Raw genomic sequence first — 14,905 nt, forward strand, 5'->3', positions numbered from 1 at the left:
CCATGCAGCGTGAAGGAATTGGCTGAAATCCGGATGCCGTAGAAACAGCAAGGCCGCCCGGTTCGAGCCGGACGGCACCAAGACCATCTGGAATGCCTGCCCGCAGGCTGGTCCGCGTGGGCGAGCTACCTTGTCTGTTCTCCCTGGTACCTGTGCATGGCCTCGGCCAGCAAGGCCAGGGCGGCCTTCTCTGCCGCCTTGCGCTTCTTGCAGATGCGCACTGGTTGTGTGCCCAGGTCGTGCAGATCCATGTGCCAGAGTTCATCGATCCGGGTATCGATGTAGGCGACATATTTGTGCTTGTCCAGCTTGGCGACACGCGGCATGAAATGACCGGCTTGCTGCTGTTGGACAGATCTGGCGAAGTGTTTCATGGCAAGTCTCCAGGGCGCACGGGGCGTGGGGGACGTCATGACGAAGGGACGGAAGCAGGGCTGCCTTCAGCTTAGTCGATCAGCGTCGCAAAGGAAGTTTTATTTCATTTGCGACGCACGGTTGACTGAAGAAGATGTCACTCATTCATTCGCTTGTTTCTTGGCGGCATCCATACTCAGCTTCAGTTCGCGGCCCATTTTCAGGTGTTCCTGCAGTCCCGGGAGGGTCTTGGTGGCGAAGTTCTTCACATCCGGGTCTTGCGCTTGCTTGGAGGACTTCTGGAACAGCTTGACCGCATCCTCATGGGCGGATACGCCGATCATGCTTCGCTGCCGGCAGCGCCGGTGCGTCCGGCGCCGCAAGTGTCGCCATCTGGCGACTACGAACTGCCGGAGGTGCGCAATGCCGACATGCACCAGGTCAATATCGGCCATGACTAGAGCCGGTGCGGCTTTGGGCGGCATGGGAGCGCTTGCGGTGTAGGCGTTTTCCTACGCATTAATTGGGCACTGTCCGATGCTCTTTTTTGCAGCGCACCGCTACCATGTCTTCAACGTACTCGAAACCGAGGACCTCACATTCCGACATGAACGTCCCCCTCCGTCATGTCATGAATACAGTCCATCCCCCATCGGTTTATCCCCACGAGTCGTTTTCATAAGCAGAAATTCTCCGAAGATTCCCCCGATCCTCGGCGTCTTATATCCCTCCCCCTCAGGCCGCCTCCCCCAGGCGGTCTTTTTTTTGTTCATCGCCCCCGACAACAACACCCGCCCCCCCTGACACAGGTCAGGCATTGCTGCATCCTTCACCGCATCGGGCCAGGAAGAAGTATTCTTGTCAGCATAAGAAACACTGAAGGCAAAGGCAGCAAGACGCCACCGTCGATCTGCGCAGGAATGGGCGAAGACAAGCGACTCCCTCTCCAGCGTGAGCGCGACGAACCGGCGACCTGGGGATGCTGCCGCCTGGTGTGCTTGCCTCTACGTCTGGATCCGTCATGCCCATCGATTACCTGCGCCGCCTCACCAGCCCGGCGCGCACCGACCTCTCCAACCGCCACCTGGGGCGCTCGCTGGCCTTCATCGCCGGCGCCGTCAATGCCGGGGGCTTTCTCGCGGTGGGCCAATACACGTCTCACATGTCGGGCATTGTCTCCTCGCTGGCCGACAACCTGGTGCTGGGGGAAACCCTGCTGCTGGTGGCCGGCGCCAGTGCCTTGCTGTCCTTCCTGCTGGGGGCGGCCTGTTCGGCGATCATGATCAACTGGGCAAGGCGCCGTGGCCTGCACAGCGAATATGCCATGCCGCTGATGCTGGAGGCGATGCTGTTGCTGTGCTTCGGCATCCTGGGTTCCAACCTGGAGAATCACCGCTTGCTGTTCGTGCCGGTCACGGCGGCCCTGTTGTGTTTCGTGATGGGCCTGCAAAATGCCATGATCAGCAAGATCTCCCGCTCGGAGATTCGCACCACCCACGTCACGGGGCTGGTGACCGACATCGGCATCGAGATCGGCAAGATGTGCTACTGGACCCTGGCGCCGCGCCAGCCCGGCGAAGCGATGGCGGAAGATCCCGTGCCCGGCGCACGACGCAAGTTCATGCTGCTGTCCTCGTTGCTGTTGATGTTCTTCCTGGGGGGCGTGACCGGGGCCTTCGGTTTCAAGGCCCTGGGTTTCGTGGCGACCATGCCGCTGGCGGCCGGGCTGTTCCTGCTGGCGCTGGTGCCGATGATGGATGATCTGGCGCGGCACTGAGGCGCAACCGGCCCTCTGCGGGCAGAAACAACAAAAAAGGCGCTGTCCGCGCCTTTCGTTTTCTTGTTATCAGCTTCTTGCACTGACGGTACGAGCCTGGGCCCTGTTCTTGATATTTTTTGATATTTTTTGATGTTCTGCACCGTACTGCGCCCGCTGCCTGAGGCGGCCGGGTTCTTTCCTTTCAGCCTTGCTGCTGCGGGGTGCTGTCCGACTGCTGGGGTTGCTGGAGGGCGCCATTGCCCTCTTGCGGTGTGCTCTGGTGCATCTGCGCTGGAGCAGAGCTCGCGGCGCCGTTGCCGCTACTGCCATTCTGCGCTGCCGCCGCTGCCGCTGCAGCGTTCTTGCGACCATGGCTGTTCAGGCCACCCTTGCGTCCGGCTTCCCGGGCTTCGGCCGAGCTGAACTCATGCGCCGCCCCCTTGGCATGGGCAGCCTTGCCTCCCATGCTGGCGATCTGACGCTGTTTCTCCTTGTCCATGGCGGCAAAGCCGCGATTGCTGTTGCCCGGATTCTCTGAATTTGCCATGTGTGACTCCTTGTCTTGGATGATCGAATGGATCGAATGGAGCAGACATTTGCCATCCACCCGCCCTACTGCCCTGCGCGAGCATGTGGGTGGCAACCCAACTTCTTGTCCACGTCTGCAGTGTAAAAAGCCTCACCGATACTCACTATCGGAAGAGCTCCCCAGCCCATGTCAGCAATGGCCGTCAGACATGTAGGAAAACTTGAAGATGAGCTTGTGTTTTGGATATCGATCTTCGGGATTGATGACATTTGCAGAGATTGCCTGAAGCAAATTTCATTTTCCTGATGGCTCATGGCTCATGACGTGAAGACAGTTTTTGTCACACCTCAAAAATTTTACTGTATATTTATACAGTCATTTGTTTTTCCTGCATTCAGCGTCCTCCCGTTCATTTCATGTTGACATCCGCCTCTCCGGTTCGCACTCCGGAAATCATCCACCCTTCGCTCTGGCTGGCCTCCCAGCTGGCAAGAGGAGGTGCGCGCGGGATCGCCAGCGGTTTTGAAGCGCTCGATGCCGAACTGCCCGAACGTGGCTGGCCACCCGGCGTATTGATCGAATTGCTGTTGCCGCAGGACGGCATCGGCGAACTGCGCCTGTTGCGCCCGGTGCTGGCGCGTCCACCGACCAGTGACCAGCACCGGACGCGCGCGCAGCGCATTGTGCTGCTGCAGGCGCCGCACCCGATCAATGCGCCCGGCTGGGCGCAGATGGGGGTGGAGGCCGCACGACTGCTGCAGTTGCAGGCCGCTCATGCGGCCGATGCCTGCTGGGCCGCCGAGCAGGTGCTGCGGGCCGACAGTTGCCAGGTCCTGCTGATGTGGCAGCCGCGCCTGCGCAAGGGTGACCACGACCTGCTGCGGCGCCTGCATGGGGCGGCCCAGGCCGGGCAGACCCTGTTCTTCATGCTGCGGCCCCTGTCCTGCGCCCGCGAACCTTCACCCGCGCCCCTGCGGCTGACGCTCAAGTCGGCGCGTGACGGACTGGAGATCGGTTTTCTCAAGCGTCGCGGCCCCCTGCGCGAACAGAGCCTGTTTCTCCCTTTGCTGCCTTCACCGAATCTGCAACGCCATGTCTCCCCTGTGGATCGCCGTACACCTGCCACTGCTGCCGCTGGAAGTCTTCCGTCCGAACTGGCTGGATGAGGCCCCCGCCGTGGTCTTCGAGCGCGACCGCGTGACCGCGCTGACAGCGCCGGCGCGGGGGCTGGGCGTGCAGGAAGGGATGCGGCGCGGCGGCGTGCAATTGCTGGCTCCCGAGGCCCATCTGCACGAGCGCGACACCTTGCGCGAAGACACCACGCTGCAGCAGGCCGCCCTGGCCCTGCTGCAATACACGCCGCAGGTCACGCTGGCCGCAGAGGCGTGCATCCTGCTGGAGGTGGGCGCCAGCCTGCGCCTGTTCGGCGGCATCCGCGCCTTGTGCCGCAAGATCCGCGTGACCATCGCCCGGCTGGGCCTGTCGGCCATCCTGTCCTGCGCCGTCACGGCGACCGGGGCCTGGCTGCTGGCACGCTACGGCTACGTGCGCACCCTGGGCCCGACATCCCTGCAACGGCGCCTGGACCGGCTGCCGGTAGTACTGCTCAGCGCTGCGCGCCCCCATCTGGAATGGCTGCACGGACTGGGCTGCCGCCAGCTCGGCCAGGTGCGGCGCCTGCCCCGCGCCGGATTGCAGCGCCGCTGCGGCAAGGACCTGCTGCTCATGCTGGACCGGGCCTATGGCGCTGCCCCCGAAGTCCATGACTGGATCGTGGCGCCACCCAGCTTCCAGGCCCGGGTGGAGCTGCCGGACCGCATCGAGCAGACCGACGTCCTGGTCGCCTATGCCCAGGGTTTGCTGGCGCAACTGGCCGGCTGGCTGGCCGCGCGTCAGCTGGCCATCAAGAAACTGCGTCTGTGGCTGGAACATGAACGCGGACGCCAGGCGGTCCCTCCTACCGAATTGCAGGTGGCGCTATCGGTACCGGCCTGGCAGGAAGACCATCTGCACACCCTGGTCAAGGAAAAACTGGCCCGCTCTTTACTGCCCGCCCCGGCCATCGCCCTGGGTCTGGCCGCCGATGAACTGGAAAGCCGACAAGCCGCCAGCGAGATGCTCTTCCCCGAGCCCGGCGGCAGTGCCGAGGATCACCAGCGCCTGCTGGAGCTGCTGGTAGCGCGGCTGGGCGCGGACAAGGTACAGCAGGCCGCGCCACGCGCCGATCACCGGCCCGAGATCGCCAACCGCTGGTGCAGCGTGATGCAGTCCGCTGCCAGCCTGCCCGCGCCCTTGGGCAGCGATCCGGCACGGCTGCCGCCACGCCCGCTGTGGCTGCTGCAGGAACCCCTGCCGCTGCGGGTACAGCAGCACAAGCCCTTCTATCGGAGTGCACTGGAATTCACCTCGCCGCCCGAGCGCATCGAAGCCGGCTGGTGGGAAGGCCGCCCCCTGACGCGCGACTACTTCACGGCGCGCGATGCCGGCCACGCCTATTACTGGATCTTCCGCCAGTGGCGTGGCGGCGAGTGGTCCGATGAAGAACCGCAGTGGTTCCTGCACGGCTTGTTTGGCTAGGAGAAACGCATGCAAACCGCTCTGCCCGACTATGCCGAACTGTATTGCCGCACCAACTTCAGCTTCCTGCACGGCGCCTCGCATGCGCAGGAACTGGTAGAACGCGCCATCGAGCTGGGCTACCGTGCCCTGGCCATCACCGATGAATGCAGCATGGCGGGTGTGGTGCGCGCCCATGCCGCCTGGATTGAGCAGTTCGAACGCGGCAAGGCCAAGGATCTCAAGCTGCTCATCGGCAGCAGCTTTCGTTTCACGGCCCTCCAGGAAAATCCGGCCCATCCCCTGGCCGCCATGACCCTGGTGGCGCTGGCCAGGAACCGCGAAGGCTATGGCAACCTCTGCGAACTCATCACCCTGGCCCGCACCCGCGCCGAGAAAGGCCGCTACCTGCTGTCACCGGAGGATCTGAGCCAGCCCCCGCCAGCCTTGTCGCACCTGCGTGCCCTGCCCGATTGCCAGTTGATCCTGGTGCCGGACTATCCGGCCAACGAAGAGACGCTGGATGCCCAACTGCGCTGGTTCTCCACCCTGGCACCCGGTCGTTCCTGGGTCGGCATGACGCGGCTGTATCGCCCTCTGGACGACCTGCACCGCGCCGCGCTGGACGCAGCGGCGCGCCGGCATGGCCTGCCGCTGGTAGCGGTGGGCGACGTGCAGATGCACCAGCGGTCGCGCAAATACCTGCAGGACGTGGTCACCGCCATCCGCCTGGGCAAGCCGGTGCAGGAATGCGGACTGGCCCTGGCCCCCAATGCCGAACAACACCTGCGCCCGCGCATGCGGCTCTCGCTGGTGCATAGCCCGGCGACGCTGGCCCAGACCCTGACGGTGGCGGCCGGTTGCCATTTCAGCCTGGCGGAATTGCGCTATGAATATCCTGACGAACTGGTGCCGCTGGGCATGAGCCCGGCCGACTACCTGCGTCAGGAAACCCTGGCCGGTGCCGTCAAACGCTATCCACAGGGGATTCCTGGCGAGGTGCGCGAGCAGATCGAGATGGAACTGTCCCTGATCGCCAAAAAGGAATATGAAGCTTATTTCCTGACCGTCTACGACCTGGTCAAGTTCGCCCGTTCACGCGGCATCCTCTGCCAGGGACGCGGCTCGGCGGCCAACTCGGCGGTGTGCTACTGCCTGGGGGTGACCGAGGTCGATCCGACTTCCACCCGGCTGCTGTTTGCCCGCTTCATCAGCGAAAAGCGCGAGGAACCGCCCGACATCGATGTCGACTTCGAGCACCAGCGCCGCGAAGAAGTCATCCAGCACATCTACCGCAAGTACGGCCGTCGCCGCGCCGCGCTGGCCGCCGCCGTGCACAGCTACCGGCCACGCGGGGCCTTGCGCGAGGTCGGCAAGGCATTGGGGGTGGATGCGGCCATCGTCGATATGGTGGCCAAGTCGCAGCACTGGTTCGACAGCCGCGAAGAATTGCTGGCCCGCTTTGCCGAAGCCGGGCTGGACCCCGAATTGCCGCAGATCGGGCTGTGGGCCAGCATTACCGGCAAACTGCTGCGCTTCCCGCGCCATCTGTCGCAGCACACCGGCGGTTTCGTGATCGCGCGCGGGCAGTTGTCACGGCTGGTGCCGATCCAGAAGGCAGCCATGCAAGACCGTTCCGTCATCGAATGGGACAAGGATGACCTGGAGTCGCTCAGACTGCTCAAGGTCGACGTGCTGGCACTGGGCATGCTGACCGCCCTGCGCCGTTCGCTGGAACTGGTGAGCCTGCGGCGCGGCTTGCCGCAGGTGATGCAGATGCACGACATCCCCCGCGAAGACCCGGCCACCTTCGAGATGATCTGCAAGGCCGATACCATCGGCGTATTCCAGATCGAGAGCCGGGCCCAGATGAGCATGCTGCCGCGCATGCAGCCGCGCACCCAGTACGACCTGGTGGTGCAGGTGGCCATCGTGCGGCCCGGTCCGATCCAGGGCGGCATGGTTCACCCCTATCTGCGGCGGCGTGAACTGGTGCGCGAGGGCGGCAGCTTCGACTACCCGGACAACACCCGCAAGAGCGGCAAGATCAAGAAGGTGCTGGAGCGCACCCTGGGCATCCCGATCTTCCAGGAACAGGTGATGGATGTGGCCATCGAGGCGGCCGGCTATTCGCCCAGCGAAGCCGATGACCTGCGCCGCTCCATGGCCGCCTGGAAGCGCAAGGGCGGCATGGGTCCGCACCATGAACGGCTGGTGCTGGGCATGACAGACAATGGGTATTCCCGCGAATTCGCCGAAAGCATCTTCAACCAGATCGAGGGTTTCGGCGAATACGGTTTCCCCGAGAGCCATGCCGCCAGCTTTGCCCTGCTGACCTATTTCAGCAGCTGGCTCAAATGCCATGAGCCGGAAGCCTTCCTGTGCGGCCTGCTCAACAGCCAGCCCATGGGCTTCTACTCGCCCTCGCAGTTGATCCAGGATGCGCGTCGGCATGGGGTGAAAGTGCTGCCCGTCAATGTCTTGCGCAGTCGCTGGGAATCCATCCTGGAGCTGGATTCCACAGGGCATGCGCGGCCTGCGGTGCGGCTGGGCATGAGCCTGTTGCGCGGCATGCCGGAACAGGCGGCGCAGCGCATCGAAGAAGCCCGCAGAGAACGACCCTTTGCCGATGTCGATGACCTGGCCCGGCGCGCTGCGCTGGACCGCCACGCCCTGCAGGCCCTGGCGGCAGGCGACGCCTTGCGTGAACTGGCCGGCCACCGGCGCGCCGCGCTGTGGCATGCCGTGGGCGCAGTACCTGATCGTGACCTGCTGCGCACGGCGCCACGCGGAGATGATGCAGTTCAATTGGAAGCGCCCGGCGAAGGCGACCAGATCATCGACGACTACCGCGCCATGAACCTGACCCTGCGCCGCCATCCGCTGGCGCTGCTGCGCGAGACCCTGCGGCGGCGCCGCTTCATGAGCGTGGCCGATCTCAACGGCTTGCAGAATCGCCAGTTCGCCTGCTGCTGCGGCATCGTCACGGTGCGCCAGCGCCCGGGCACGGCCAAGGGTGTGATCTTCATGACGCTGGAGGATGAAACCGGCTCGGCCAATGTGATCATCTGGCCTGCCGTGCTGGAGCGGCAGCGCAGCGAGGTCTTGAATGCGCGCTTGCTGGGGGTGTATGGCAGCTGGCAGTGCCAGGGCGAGGTGCGCCATCTGGTGGCCGGACGTCTGGAAGACTGGACCCATCTGCTGGGCGAGCTGCAACCGCGCAGCCGGGATTTCTTCTGAATGCGCTCTGAAGCGAACTTGGGAGGCGATATAACACCTCCCAAGGCAGAGACCTACTAGTGTGGATATGCGTTATTCGCTGAGTCGATCCGTTTCTCCGCGACGTTGGCAAGCATCCGACTTGCAGTAATCGCCAAGCGCATTAACGCACCTTTATCTGGCTCGCAAAGCAGCGGCCTGCCATCTTCTTTCTCACTTTCGCTGAATTCGATCAGTGAAAGCAGGATGGCCACGCCATTGCTGACGTCGTATGCGTACTCAAAAAACTTCTTGTTATTGGAGGGAGGGACTTCAGTGTTGTGCCACGAAAAAGCTTGGAATAAGGGTATCGGGGACACTTCGGGATGACGAGTATCAGGCATGTTGCCTCCTTGGGTCGCTTTGGAAAACCTGTCACTTCATCGCCAAATGAAGGTGGCAGGCACAAGACAGGGTTGGCGAACCGGCACCCAAAGCCACCGGCATACCCGAAGGTATCCCTGCCCAGGCCCGCCATGGTATCGACGTGCGAAGGCAACGGACGTAAAAAAACCGCCATTGGGCGGATGTCCGCTTTGGGTGAATTCGAGTCGCCAAACCCGATCCCATGTAGATGGGAGGTTGAAGACTAGCAATTCGTGTGGCGCCAAGTCAAGCAAGTTGTGCTGATTCGCTGTGTTCGTGACTCAGCATTTTTGTCGATAAAATCAGGCCGCCAGCGCCATGCGGAAGGCATTGCGCCCTTCACTCTTGGCGCGATACAGGGCCTGGTCGGCTTCGTGCACCAGGGCATCCCAGCTCTTGGCACAACCCGGCCGCAAGACGGCCAGCCCGACGCTGATGGTGACCGTCTGTCCATGGCCGAAGTCGTGACTGCACACGGTTTCCAGCAGGTGCTGGGCGATCCGGCGCCCTTCTTCCTCGGCCCCGTCCGGGAAGACCGCGCAGAATTCCTCGCCGCCGTAGCGCCCGACCATGCCCCTCTGGCCACAGTGCTCACGCAGCAAGGCACCGATGTCGGCCAGTACGCGATCGCCGACCAGGTGGCCGTGGGTGTCGTTGATGCGCTTGAAATGGTCCACGTCGATGAAGGCCAGCGTCAGCACCCGCCCGCCCTGCACCGCCTGGGCCAGGGCCTGTTCGCCGCAGCGCACCAGCTCGCGGCGGTTGAGGGTGCCGGTCAGTTCATCTTCGGTGGCCAGGCGCTGCTTGTCGGCCAGCAGGCGTTCGAAGTAGATCATCATCAGCGACACCGACAGCAGCAACGTGCCACTGATGGGAATCAGGTAGATCAGGGCCACGCCCAGCATGCGCATCTGGGGCGGCATGAACAGTTCCGGATGCGACAGCGAAAGCAGCAGCCGGCTCACATGAGTGGCGCTGAGAATGAGCAAGGCAGCCATACCGATCCAGCGGCCAAAGGTCCAGCGCGGATAGCGCCGTGCCAGCGGGCCGGACAGACCCTTGAAGAATTCATGCAGCACCAGGCAGAACACCAGCTGCAGCCCGCCCACGGCGAGGTAGGAACGATGGGTGAAGTCGGCGCCGCCGATGAGCAGTGCGACGAAGAGCAGAACATAGACGATGATGAGCCAATGCGGCCAGCTACCCGACTGGCGCTGGTAGAAACTGCGCAGGCCGCACCAGGCCACGATGCCCGACGAAAAGACCAGCGTGTTGCCCACCAGCAGACCGAGCAAATGCAGGTTGCCCACCAGCCCCGCGTACACCCCGACGGTGATGCAGATACCCAGCGCCGAAAATACCCCCGACAACGCCCACAGCCGCGTGAAGCGTTCTGACGGCGTGCTGATGAACAGGCCGGTCATGATCACGCCACTGCAAAACTGAACGATGGCCAGCGCGATGCTGGCGGTGAAAGGATTCATGCGGATTCGCTCGCCCCTGCGGGCTGGTGTTGATGACATCGCGGCAAGCGATGCAGAGGATGCGCCCCCAAGCGCATCGGCGGCGTCCTCTGTAGGCGGGGGGCTCAAGGACAACCGGGGTCGCCACCAGTGTAACCGATGCCGCCAGCTCGGCAGTTATTTTCAGCAATTCATCAAAAAATCTGAATTTTCATACCGAAAAACCGGGGACCTCATTCAGTTTTATTCACGTTCCAGCACCCGCGTATGCCCCCACTGGCCTGAGCGGCACAGTGCGTCCGTCACATCCAGCACCAGCTTTTCTACCGCAGCGGCGGCGGTGGTGAGGGGGATATTGCGGGAAGCGCACAACACCAGGGTGCGCGAGATCTGTTCTCCGGCGATGCGATGCGCCACCATCTCGCCGCGCTCGATGTCGGCCAAGAGCGGGGCCACCGGCAGGATGGTGGCCCCGATATCGGCCAGGATGGCTGACTTGAGGATGGCCACCGAGTTGATCTCGATGACGTTATCCAGGCTCATGCCCTGGCTACGCACCAGGTTTTCGATGCGCGGTCGCACGCCATGGGCCAGTCCCGGCAGGATCAGCGGGGCCTGGATGGCCTGGGCCAGCGGCACCCCCTTGCGGCCCTTGACACCGTACTGCGATCGGGCGCGGGTGATGTACATCATCTCTTCCTCGATCATGGGTGTGGCCGCGAAGGAAGAGAGCTGGCCATCATCGAACAGCACGGCCAGGTTCAGGCGTCCTGATTTCAGCTGGGTGATGAGGTTGCCAGTCAATTCCTCGGTCAGTTGCAGGGTGATCTCGGGATAGATCGAGCGTACCGCGTTCAACAGCGGCAAGGCCAGCGCATTGGACACGCTCTGCGGAATGCCCAGCGCCACCGTGCCCGAGGGTTTGTCGGTGGATTGCGCCACGGCCTGCTTGGCGTCCTGCACCTGCTTGAGGATCGCCAGTGCATGCTCATAGAAGACCTTGCCGGCATCGGTGGCAATCACGCCCTGGGCCGAGCGGTGCAGCAGCTGCGCCGCCATCTCGTCTTCCAGCTGGCGGATCTGCTGGGTCAGCGCCGGCTGGGCGATGTGCAGCACCCGCGCCGCGCGCGAGAGCGAACCGTGATCGACGATGGCCACGAAGTAGCGCAGTTGACGTAATTCCATGCGATGAGTTTTTCCAGCCAGAGTGTTGAGTAGTTAATTAAATTAACAGCTTTGATGACAACCAGGCCTACAAGCCAGGCCGGCTGTTGAACATGCGCGTACGGGCGTTCTCGATGTGGCCGCGCATGGCCCGCCGGGCGCCCTCGGCATCCTGCTGGCGGATCAGCTCGAAGATCTGGCGGTGCTCGTCCATGGCATCCTGCGAGCGCTTCCAGGGCGGGATGTGCATCAGGTGGCGCAACATGTTGACGGCGTGGCTGACGTCGTATTCCAGGGTCTTCATCACCTGCACGAAGCGCAGGTTGCCGGTGGCCTGGGCGATGGCTTCATGGAAACCGAAATCGTAATGGTGGGCAATGCCGCCCACGCGGTTGGCTTCCTCGAAGCCGAGCAGCAAGGTATCCAGTTTTTCCAGATCCTGCTTGTTGCGCCGCAGGGCGGCCATGTAGGCGCATTCCGGTTCCAGCACCAGGCGCAGTTCCAGGCCATTCATGATGTGGCCGATGCGGGTCTCGGGTTCGCCGTCCGGTCGCGCCGGGGCCAGTCCCGCCTTTTCCTTCACATAGGTCCCCGAGCCGCGCAGGGACTCCACCAGTTGATCCTCACGCAGCCGGTCCAGCGCCTGCCGCACCACCGGGCGCGAGACCTCGAACAGCGTGGCCAGGTCATTTTCCGAGGGCAGCTTGCTACCGACGGCGATGCGGCCTTCGACGATGGCATGGAACAAGGTTTCATAGACCCGTTCAGCGAAGCGTTCCGGACGCACCGGTCCCAGGCCGGCCGCAGCCAGGCTCAGGATTTCATTGGAAGCGCCGGGGCGCGCAGACTTGCTCGATAAAGGCATCGACCCTCCAGGACAGTCGCAAGGTAACAGAAACGACATGGCGCATGGTAGCGGATTTGTCATCCTCACCGCCAGCGGCAGGCTACAGGCAGTCAGCAAAGCAGTAAATTCATTTGACATCTTCCGCGTACCGGCTTAGATTCGGTCACCACCAAAACAGCAGTTCAACACAAGACATCAGGAGACACGCCCCTGCCAGGCCATGCCCGGACCACTGGTCCGGCGCTCTCTGCGCTCGCCTTGCATGCCGCCCTGCCGCCTGCGTTGCCCTGCCCTTTCAGTGAACCGCACCCCAAGGACCCCACCGCCATGCAGCAGCACTTCATCGACAATCGCTGGGTCGCTCCCGCCTCCGGCGAGAGCATCCCTGTCATCGATCCCTCCGACGGCCAGACCTTCGAGGCCATCGCCCGCGGCAATGCGGCCGATATCGACCAGGCCGTGCAAGCCGCCCGCCTTGCCTATGAAGGCGCCTGGGGGCGACTCTCGGCCGCCGAACGCAGCCGCCTGCTGATGAAGCTGGCCTACAAGCTGCAAGATCACCAGGAAGAACTGGCCCGACTTGAAGGCCGCGACTGCGGCAAGCCCATGAAGCAGGCGCGCGCCGATGCCGCAGCCATCGTGCGCTACTTCGAGTTCTACGCCGGTGCCGCCGACAAGCTGCATGGCCACACCATTCCCTACCAGGCCGGATATACGGTCCTGACCTTGCGCGAGCCGCATGGCGTGACCGCTCACATCGTGCCCTGGAACTACCCGATGCAGATCTTCGGGCGCTGCGTGGGCGGGGCACTGGCCGCCGGCAACACCTGCGTGGTCAAGCCGGCCGAGGATGCCTGCCTGTCCATTCTGCGGGTGGCCGAACTGGCCGCCGAGGTCGGCTTCCCGGCGGGCACGTTGAACATCGTCACCGGTTATGGCCACGAGGCCGGCGACTTGCTGGTCAAGCATCCGGATGTGGATCACGTGTCCTTCACCGGCTCGCCCAACGTCGGCAAGCTGGTCGTGCGCGGGGCCGCCGAGCATCACACACCCGTGACGCTGGAACTGGGCGGCAAGTCGCCGCAGGTGGTATTCGAGGATGCCGATATGGAGGCCCTGCTGCCGGTGGTGGTCAATGCCATCGTGCAGAACGCCGGTCAGACCTGCTCGGCGGGCAGCCGCCTGCTGGTGCAGCGCGGGGCTTATGAGCAGGTGCTGGAACGTCTGTCGGGACTGTTCTCTGCGCTCAAGGTCGGCTCTTCGCAGATGGACCTGGACTGTGGCCCGCTGATCCGCAAGACCCAGCAGGAGCGCGTGGCCGGTTTCCTCTCGGATGCGCGGCGCGACGGCATTGCGCTGGTGGCGCAAGGCGAGATCGCCGCCGCTGCCCCGGCCGGCGGCTTCTACCAGGCCCCGGCCCTGCTGCGTGATGTCCCGCCGCGCCATCGCCTGGCGCAGGAAGAAGTCTTCGGTCCGGTGCTTGCGGCCATGCCCTTCGAGGATGAAGCCGAGGCCATTGCCCTGGCCAACGGCACCGACTACGGCCTGGTGGCCAGCGTCTGGACGCGTGACGGTGGCCGCCAACTGCGGCTGGCGCGCGCCATTCGCAGCGGCCAGGTCTTCATCAACAACTATGGCGCCGGCGGCGGCGTGGAACTGCCCTTCGGCGGCGTGAAGGCCAGCGGGCACGGACGCGAGAAGGGCTTCGAGGCACTCTATGGCTTCACGGTCCTCAAGACCATTGCCATCCGCCACGGCTGATCCCCCTTCCCTTCATCCAACACGCAATTTTCAAGGAGACACATCATGCGTTTGCAAGACAAGGTAGCCATCGTCACCGGTGGCGGTTCGGGTTTCGGAGAAGGCATCGCCAAGGTCTACGCCCGTGAAGGCGCCGCCGTGGTGGTGGCCGACATCGGTGAGGCCGGTGGCCTGCGGGTAGTGGAAGAAATCAAGGCCGCCGGTGGCCGCGCCGTCTTTGCCAGGGCCGACGTCTCCAAACGCGCCGACATGGATCAGTTGCTGGCCAGTGCCCTGGAACACTTCGGCAAGCTCGACATCGTGGTCAACAATGCCGGCACCACCCACCGCAACCGCCCCATGCTGGAAGTGGAAGAAGACGAATTCGACCGCGTCTATGCCGTCAACGTGAAAAGCATCTTCCTTTCGGCCAAGACCTTCGTGCCGTATTTCCGCCAGGTCGGCGGCGGCGCCTTCGTCAATATCGCCTCCACCGCCGGCATTCGTCCGCGTCCGGGACTGACCTGGTACAACGGCAGCAAGGGTGCGGTCATTACCACCAGCAAGTCGATGGCCGCCGAACTGGGTCCCGACAAGATCCGCGTGAACTGCGTCAACCCGGTCATCTCGGCCACCGGCCTGCTCGCCGAATTCATGGGCGTGCCCGATACCCCGGAAAACCGCAAGAAGTTCGTCGCCACCATTCCCATGGGCCGCTTCTCCACCCCCGAGGACATCGCCAATGCCTGCCTCTACCTGGGCTCGGATGAAGCGCAATTCGTCACTGGCGTCTGCATCGAAGTCGACGGAGGACGCTGCGTGTAAGTCGGCAGTGTAAAAAACTTCATGCCAGCGGTGAGGATAATGAT

Annotated in this window: 12 protein-coding genes and 1 pseudogene; 6 read left to right on the top strand and 7 right to left on the bottom strand. The window is 63.5% G+C overall.

What is annotated here, in order from left to right:
• Positions 1–125: 125 nt before the first annotated feature.
• Positions 126–374, bottom strand: coding sequence for a hypothetical protein (locus tag ACODSZ_RS06590; RefSeq protein ID WP_008328609.1), 249 nt, complete (start codon positions 372–374; stop codon positions 126–128).
• A 141-nt stretch (positions 375–515) separates the two neighbouring features.
• Positions 516–710: pseudogene (locus ACODSZ_RS06595) on the bottom strand (DUF4142 domain-containing protein); the annotation flags it as partial.
• Between the two features lie 665 nt (positions 711–1,375).
• On the opposite strand from ACODSZ_RS06595, the gene ACODSZ_RS06600 reads away from it, so the two are divergent.
• Positions 1,376–2,131 carry a YoaK family protein gene (locus ACODSZ_RS06600; RefSeq protein WP_008328606.1) on the top strand — a complete coding sequence of 252 codons (756 nt, stop codon included), beginning with the start codon at positions 1,376–1,378 and terminating at the stop codon, positions 2,129–2,131.
• 184 nt (positions 2,132–2,315) lie between these two features.
• Here the strand turns inward: ACODSZ_RS06600 and ACODSZ_RS06605 are convergent, their stop codons facing one another.
• Positions 2,316–2,660 (bottom strand): KGG domain-containing protein, encoded by a 345-nt coding sequence (locus tag ACODSZ_RS06605; RefSeq protein WP_175342547.1) that lies wholly within the window; start codon positions 2,658–2,660, stop codon positions 2,316–2,318.
• Between the two features lie 398 nt (positions 2,661–3,058).
• On the opposite strand from ACODSZ_RS06605, the gene imuA reads away from it, so the two are divergent.
• From imuA to ACODSZ_RS06620, 3 genes are read left to right on the top strand one after another with little or no spacing between them, the layout of a single operon-like run.
• Entirely contained in the window at positions 3,059–3,808 is a 750-nt protein-coding gene (imuA, locus tag ACODSZ_RS06610; RefSeq protein ID WP_008328604.1) for a translesion DNA synthesis-associated protein ImuA, read from the top strand.
• Complete coding sequence (locus ACODSZ_RS06615) at positions 3,735–5,219, top strand: Y-family DNA polymerase (RefSeq protein ID WP_488927296.1); 1,485 nt, start codon at positions 3,735–3,737, stop codon at positions 5,217–5,219. The genes imuA and ACODSZ_RS06615 overlap by 74 nt, the downstream gene beginning before the upstream one ends.
• Before the next feature lie 9 nt (positions 5,220–5,228).
• On the top strand, positions 5,229–8,438 hold the full coding sequence (locus tag ACODSZ_RS06620; protein WP_488927297.1) for an error-prone DNA polymerase: 3,210 nt from the start codon (positions 5,229–5,231) through the stop codon (positions 8,436–8,438).
• A gap of 56 nt (positions 8,439–8,494) precedes the next feature.
• Here the strand turns inward: ACODSZ_RS06620 and ACODSZ_RS06625 are convergent, their stop codons facing one another.
• The 4 genes from ACODSZ_RS06625 to ACODSZ_RS06640 form a co-directional block, all read right to left on the bottom strand.
• Positions 8,495–8,800, bottom strand: a complete 306-nt coding sequence (locus tag ACODSZ_RS06625; protein ID WP_175342544.1) for a hypothetical protein — start codon at positions 8,798–8,800, stop codon at positions 8,495–8,497.
• A gap of 324 nt (positions 8,801–9,124) precedes the next feature.
• Positions 9,125–10,306: a GGDEF domain-containing protein gene (locus ACODSZ_RS06630; protein WP_175342543.1), complete on the bottom strand. Its 1,182-nt coding sequence runs from the start codon at positions 10,304–10,306 to the stop codon at positions 9,125–9,127.
• A 222-nt stretch (positions 10,307–10,528) separates the two neighbouring features.
• On the bottom strand, positions 10,529–11,470 hold the full coding sequence (locus ACODSZ_RS06635) for a LysR substrate-binding domain-containing protein (RefSeq protein WP_008328597.1): 942 nt from the start codon (positions 11,468–11,470) through the stop codon (positions 10,529–10,531).
• Between the two features lie 67 nt (positions 11,471–11,537).
• Positions 11,538–12,314, bottom strand: a complete 777-nt coding sequence (locus tag ACODSZ_RS06640) for a FadR/GntR family transcriptional regulator (protein ID WP_008328596.1) — start codon at positions 12,312–12,314, stop codon at positions 11,538–11,540.
• Positions 12,315–12,623: 309 nt separating this feature from the next.
• Between ACODSZ_RS06640 and ACODSZ_RS06645 the strand changes: the two genes are divergently transcribed.
• Complete coding sequence (locus tag ACODSZ_RS06645) at positions 12,624–14,057, top strand: aldehyde dehydrogenase family protein (RefSeq protein WP_488927298.1); 1,434 nt, start codon at positions 12,624–12,626, stop codon at positions 14,055–14,057.
• Between the two features lie 45 nt (positions 14,058–14,102).
• Positions 14,103–14,861, top strand: coding sequence for an SDR family oxidoreductase (locus tag ACODSZ_RS06650; protein ID WP_008328589.1), 759 nt, complete (start codon positions 14,103–14,105; stop codon positions 14,859–14,861).
• The last annotated feature ends 44 nt before the right edge of the window (positions 14,862–14,905 follow it).

The sequence above is a fragment of the Herbaspirillum sp. FG34 genome (assembly GCF_057809315.1).

Coding starts and splice junctions, on each gene's coding strand:
- ACODSZ_RS06620 (WP_488927297.1), top strand. CDS start 5,229: ATGCAAACCGCTCTGCCCGACTATGCCGAACTGTATTGCCGCACCAAC.
- ACODSZ_RS06625 (WP_175342544.1), bottom strand. CDS start 8,800: ATGCCTGATACTCGTCATCCCGAAGTGTCCCCGATACCCTTATTCCAA.
- ACODSZ_RS06605 (WP_175342547.1), bottom strand. CDS start 2,660: ATGGCAAATTCAGAGAATCCGGGCAACAGCAATCGCGGCTTTGCCGCC.
- imuA (WP_008328604.1), top strand. CDS start 3,059: ATGTTGACATCCGCCTCTCCGGTTCGCACTCCGGAAATCATCCACCCT.
- ACODSZ_RS06635 (WP_008328597.1), bottom strand. CDS start 11,470: ATGGAATTACGTCAACTGCGCTACTTCGTGGCCATCGTCGATCACGGT.
- ACODSZ_RS06640 (WP_008328596.1), bottom strand. CDS start 12,314: ATGCCTTTATCGAGCAAGTCTGCGCGCCCCGGCGCTTCCAATGAAATC.
- ACODSZ_RS06600 (WP_008328606.1), top strand. CDS start 1,376: ATGCCCATCGATTACCTGCGCCGCCTCACCAGCCCGGCGCGCACCGAC.
- ACODSZ_RS06650 (WP_008328589.1), top strand. CDS start 14,103: ATGCGTTTGCAAGACAAGGTAGCCATCGTCACCGGTGGCGGTTCGGGT.
- ACODSZ_RS06615 (WP_488927296.1), top strand. CDS start 3,735: ATGTCTCCCCTGTGGATCGCCGTACACCTGCCACTGCTGCCGCTGGAA.
- ACODSZ_RS06645 (WP_488927298.1), top strand. CDS start 12,624: ATGCAGCAGCACTTCATCGACAATCGCTGGGTCGCTCCCGCCTCCGGC.
- ACODSZ_RS06630 (WP_175342543.1), bottom strand. CDS start 10,306: ATGAATCCTTTCACCGCCAGCATCGCGCTGGCCATCGTTCAGTTTTGC.
- ACODSZ_RS06590 (WP_008328609.1), bottom strand. CDS start 374: ATGAAACACTTCGCCAGATCTGTCCAACAGCAGCAAGCCGGTCATTTC.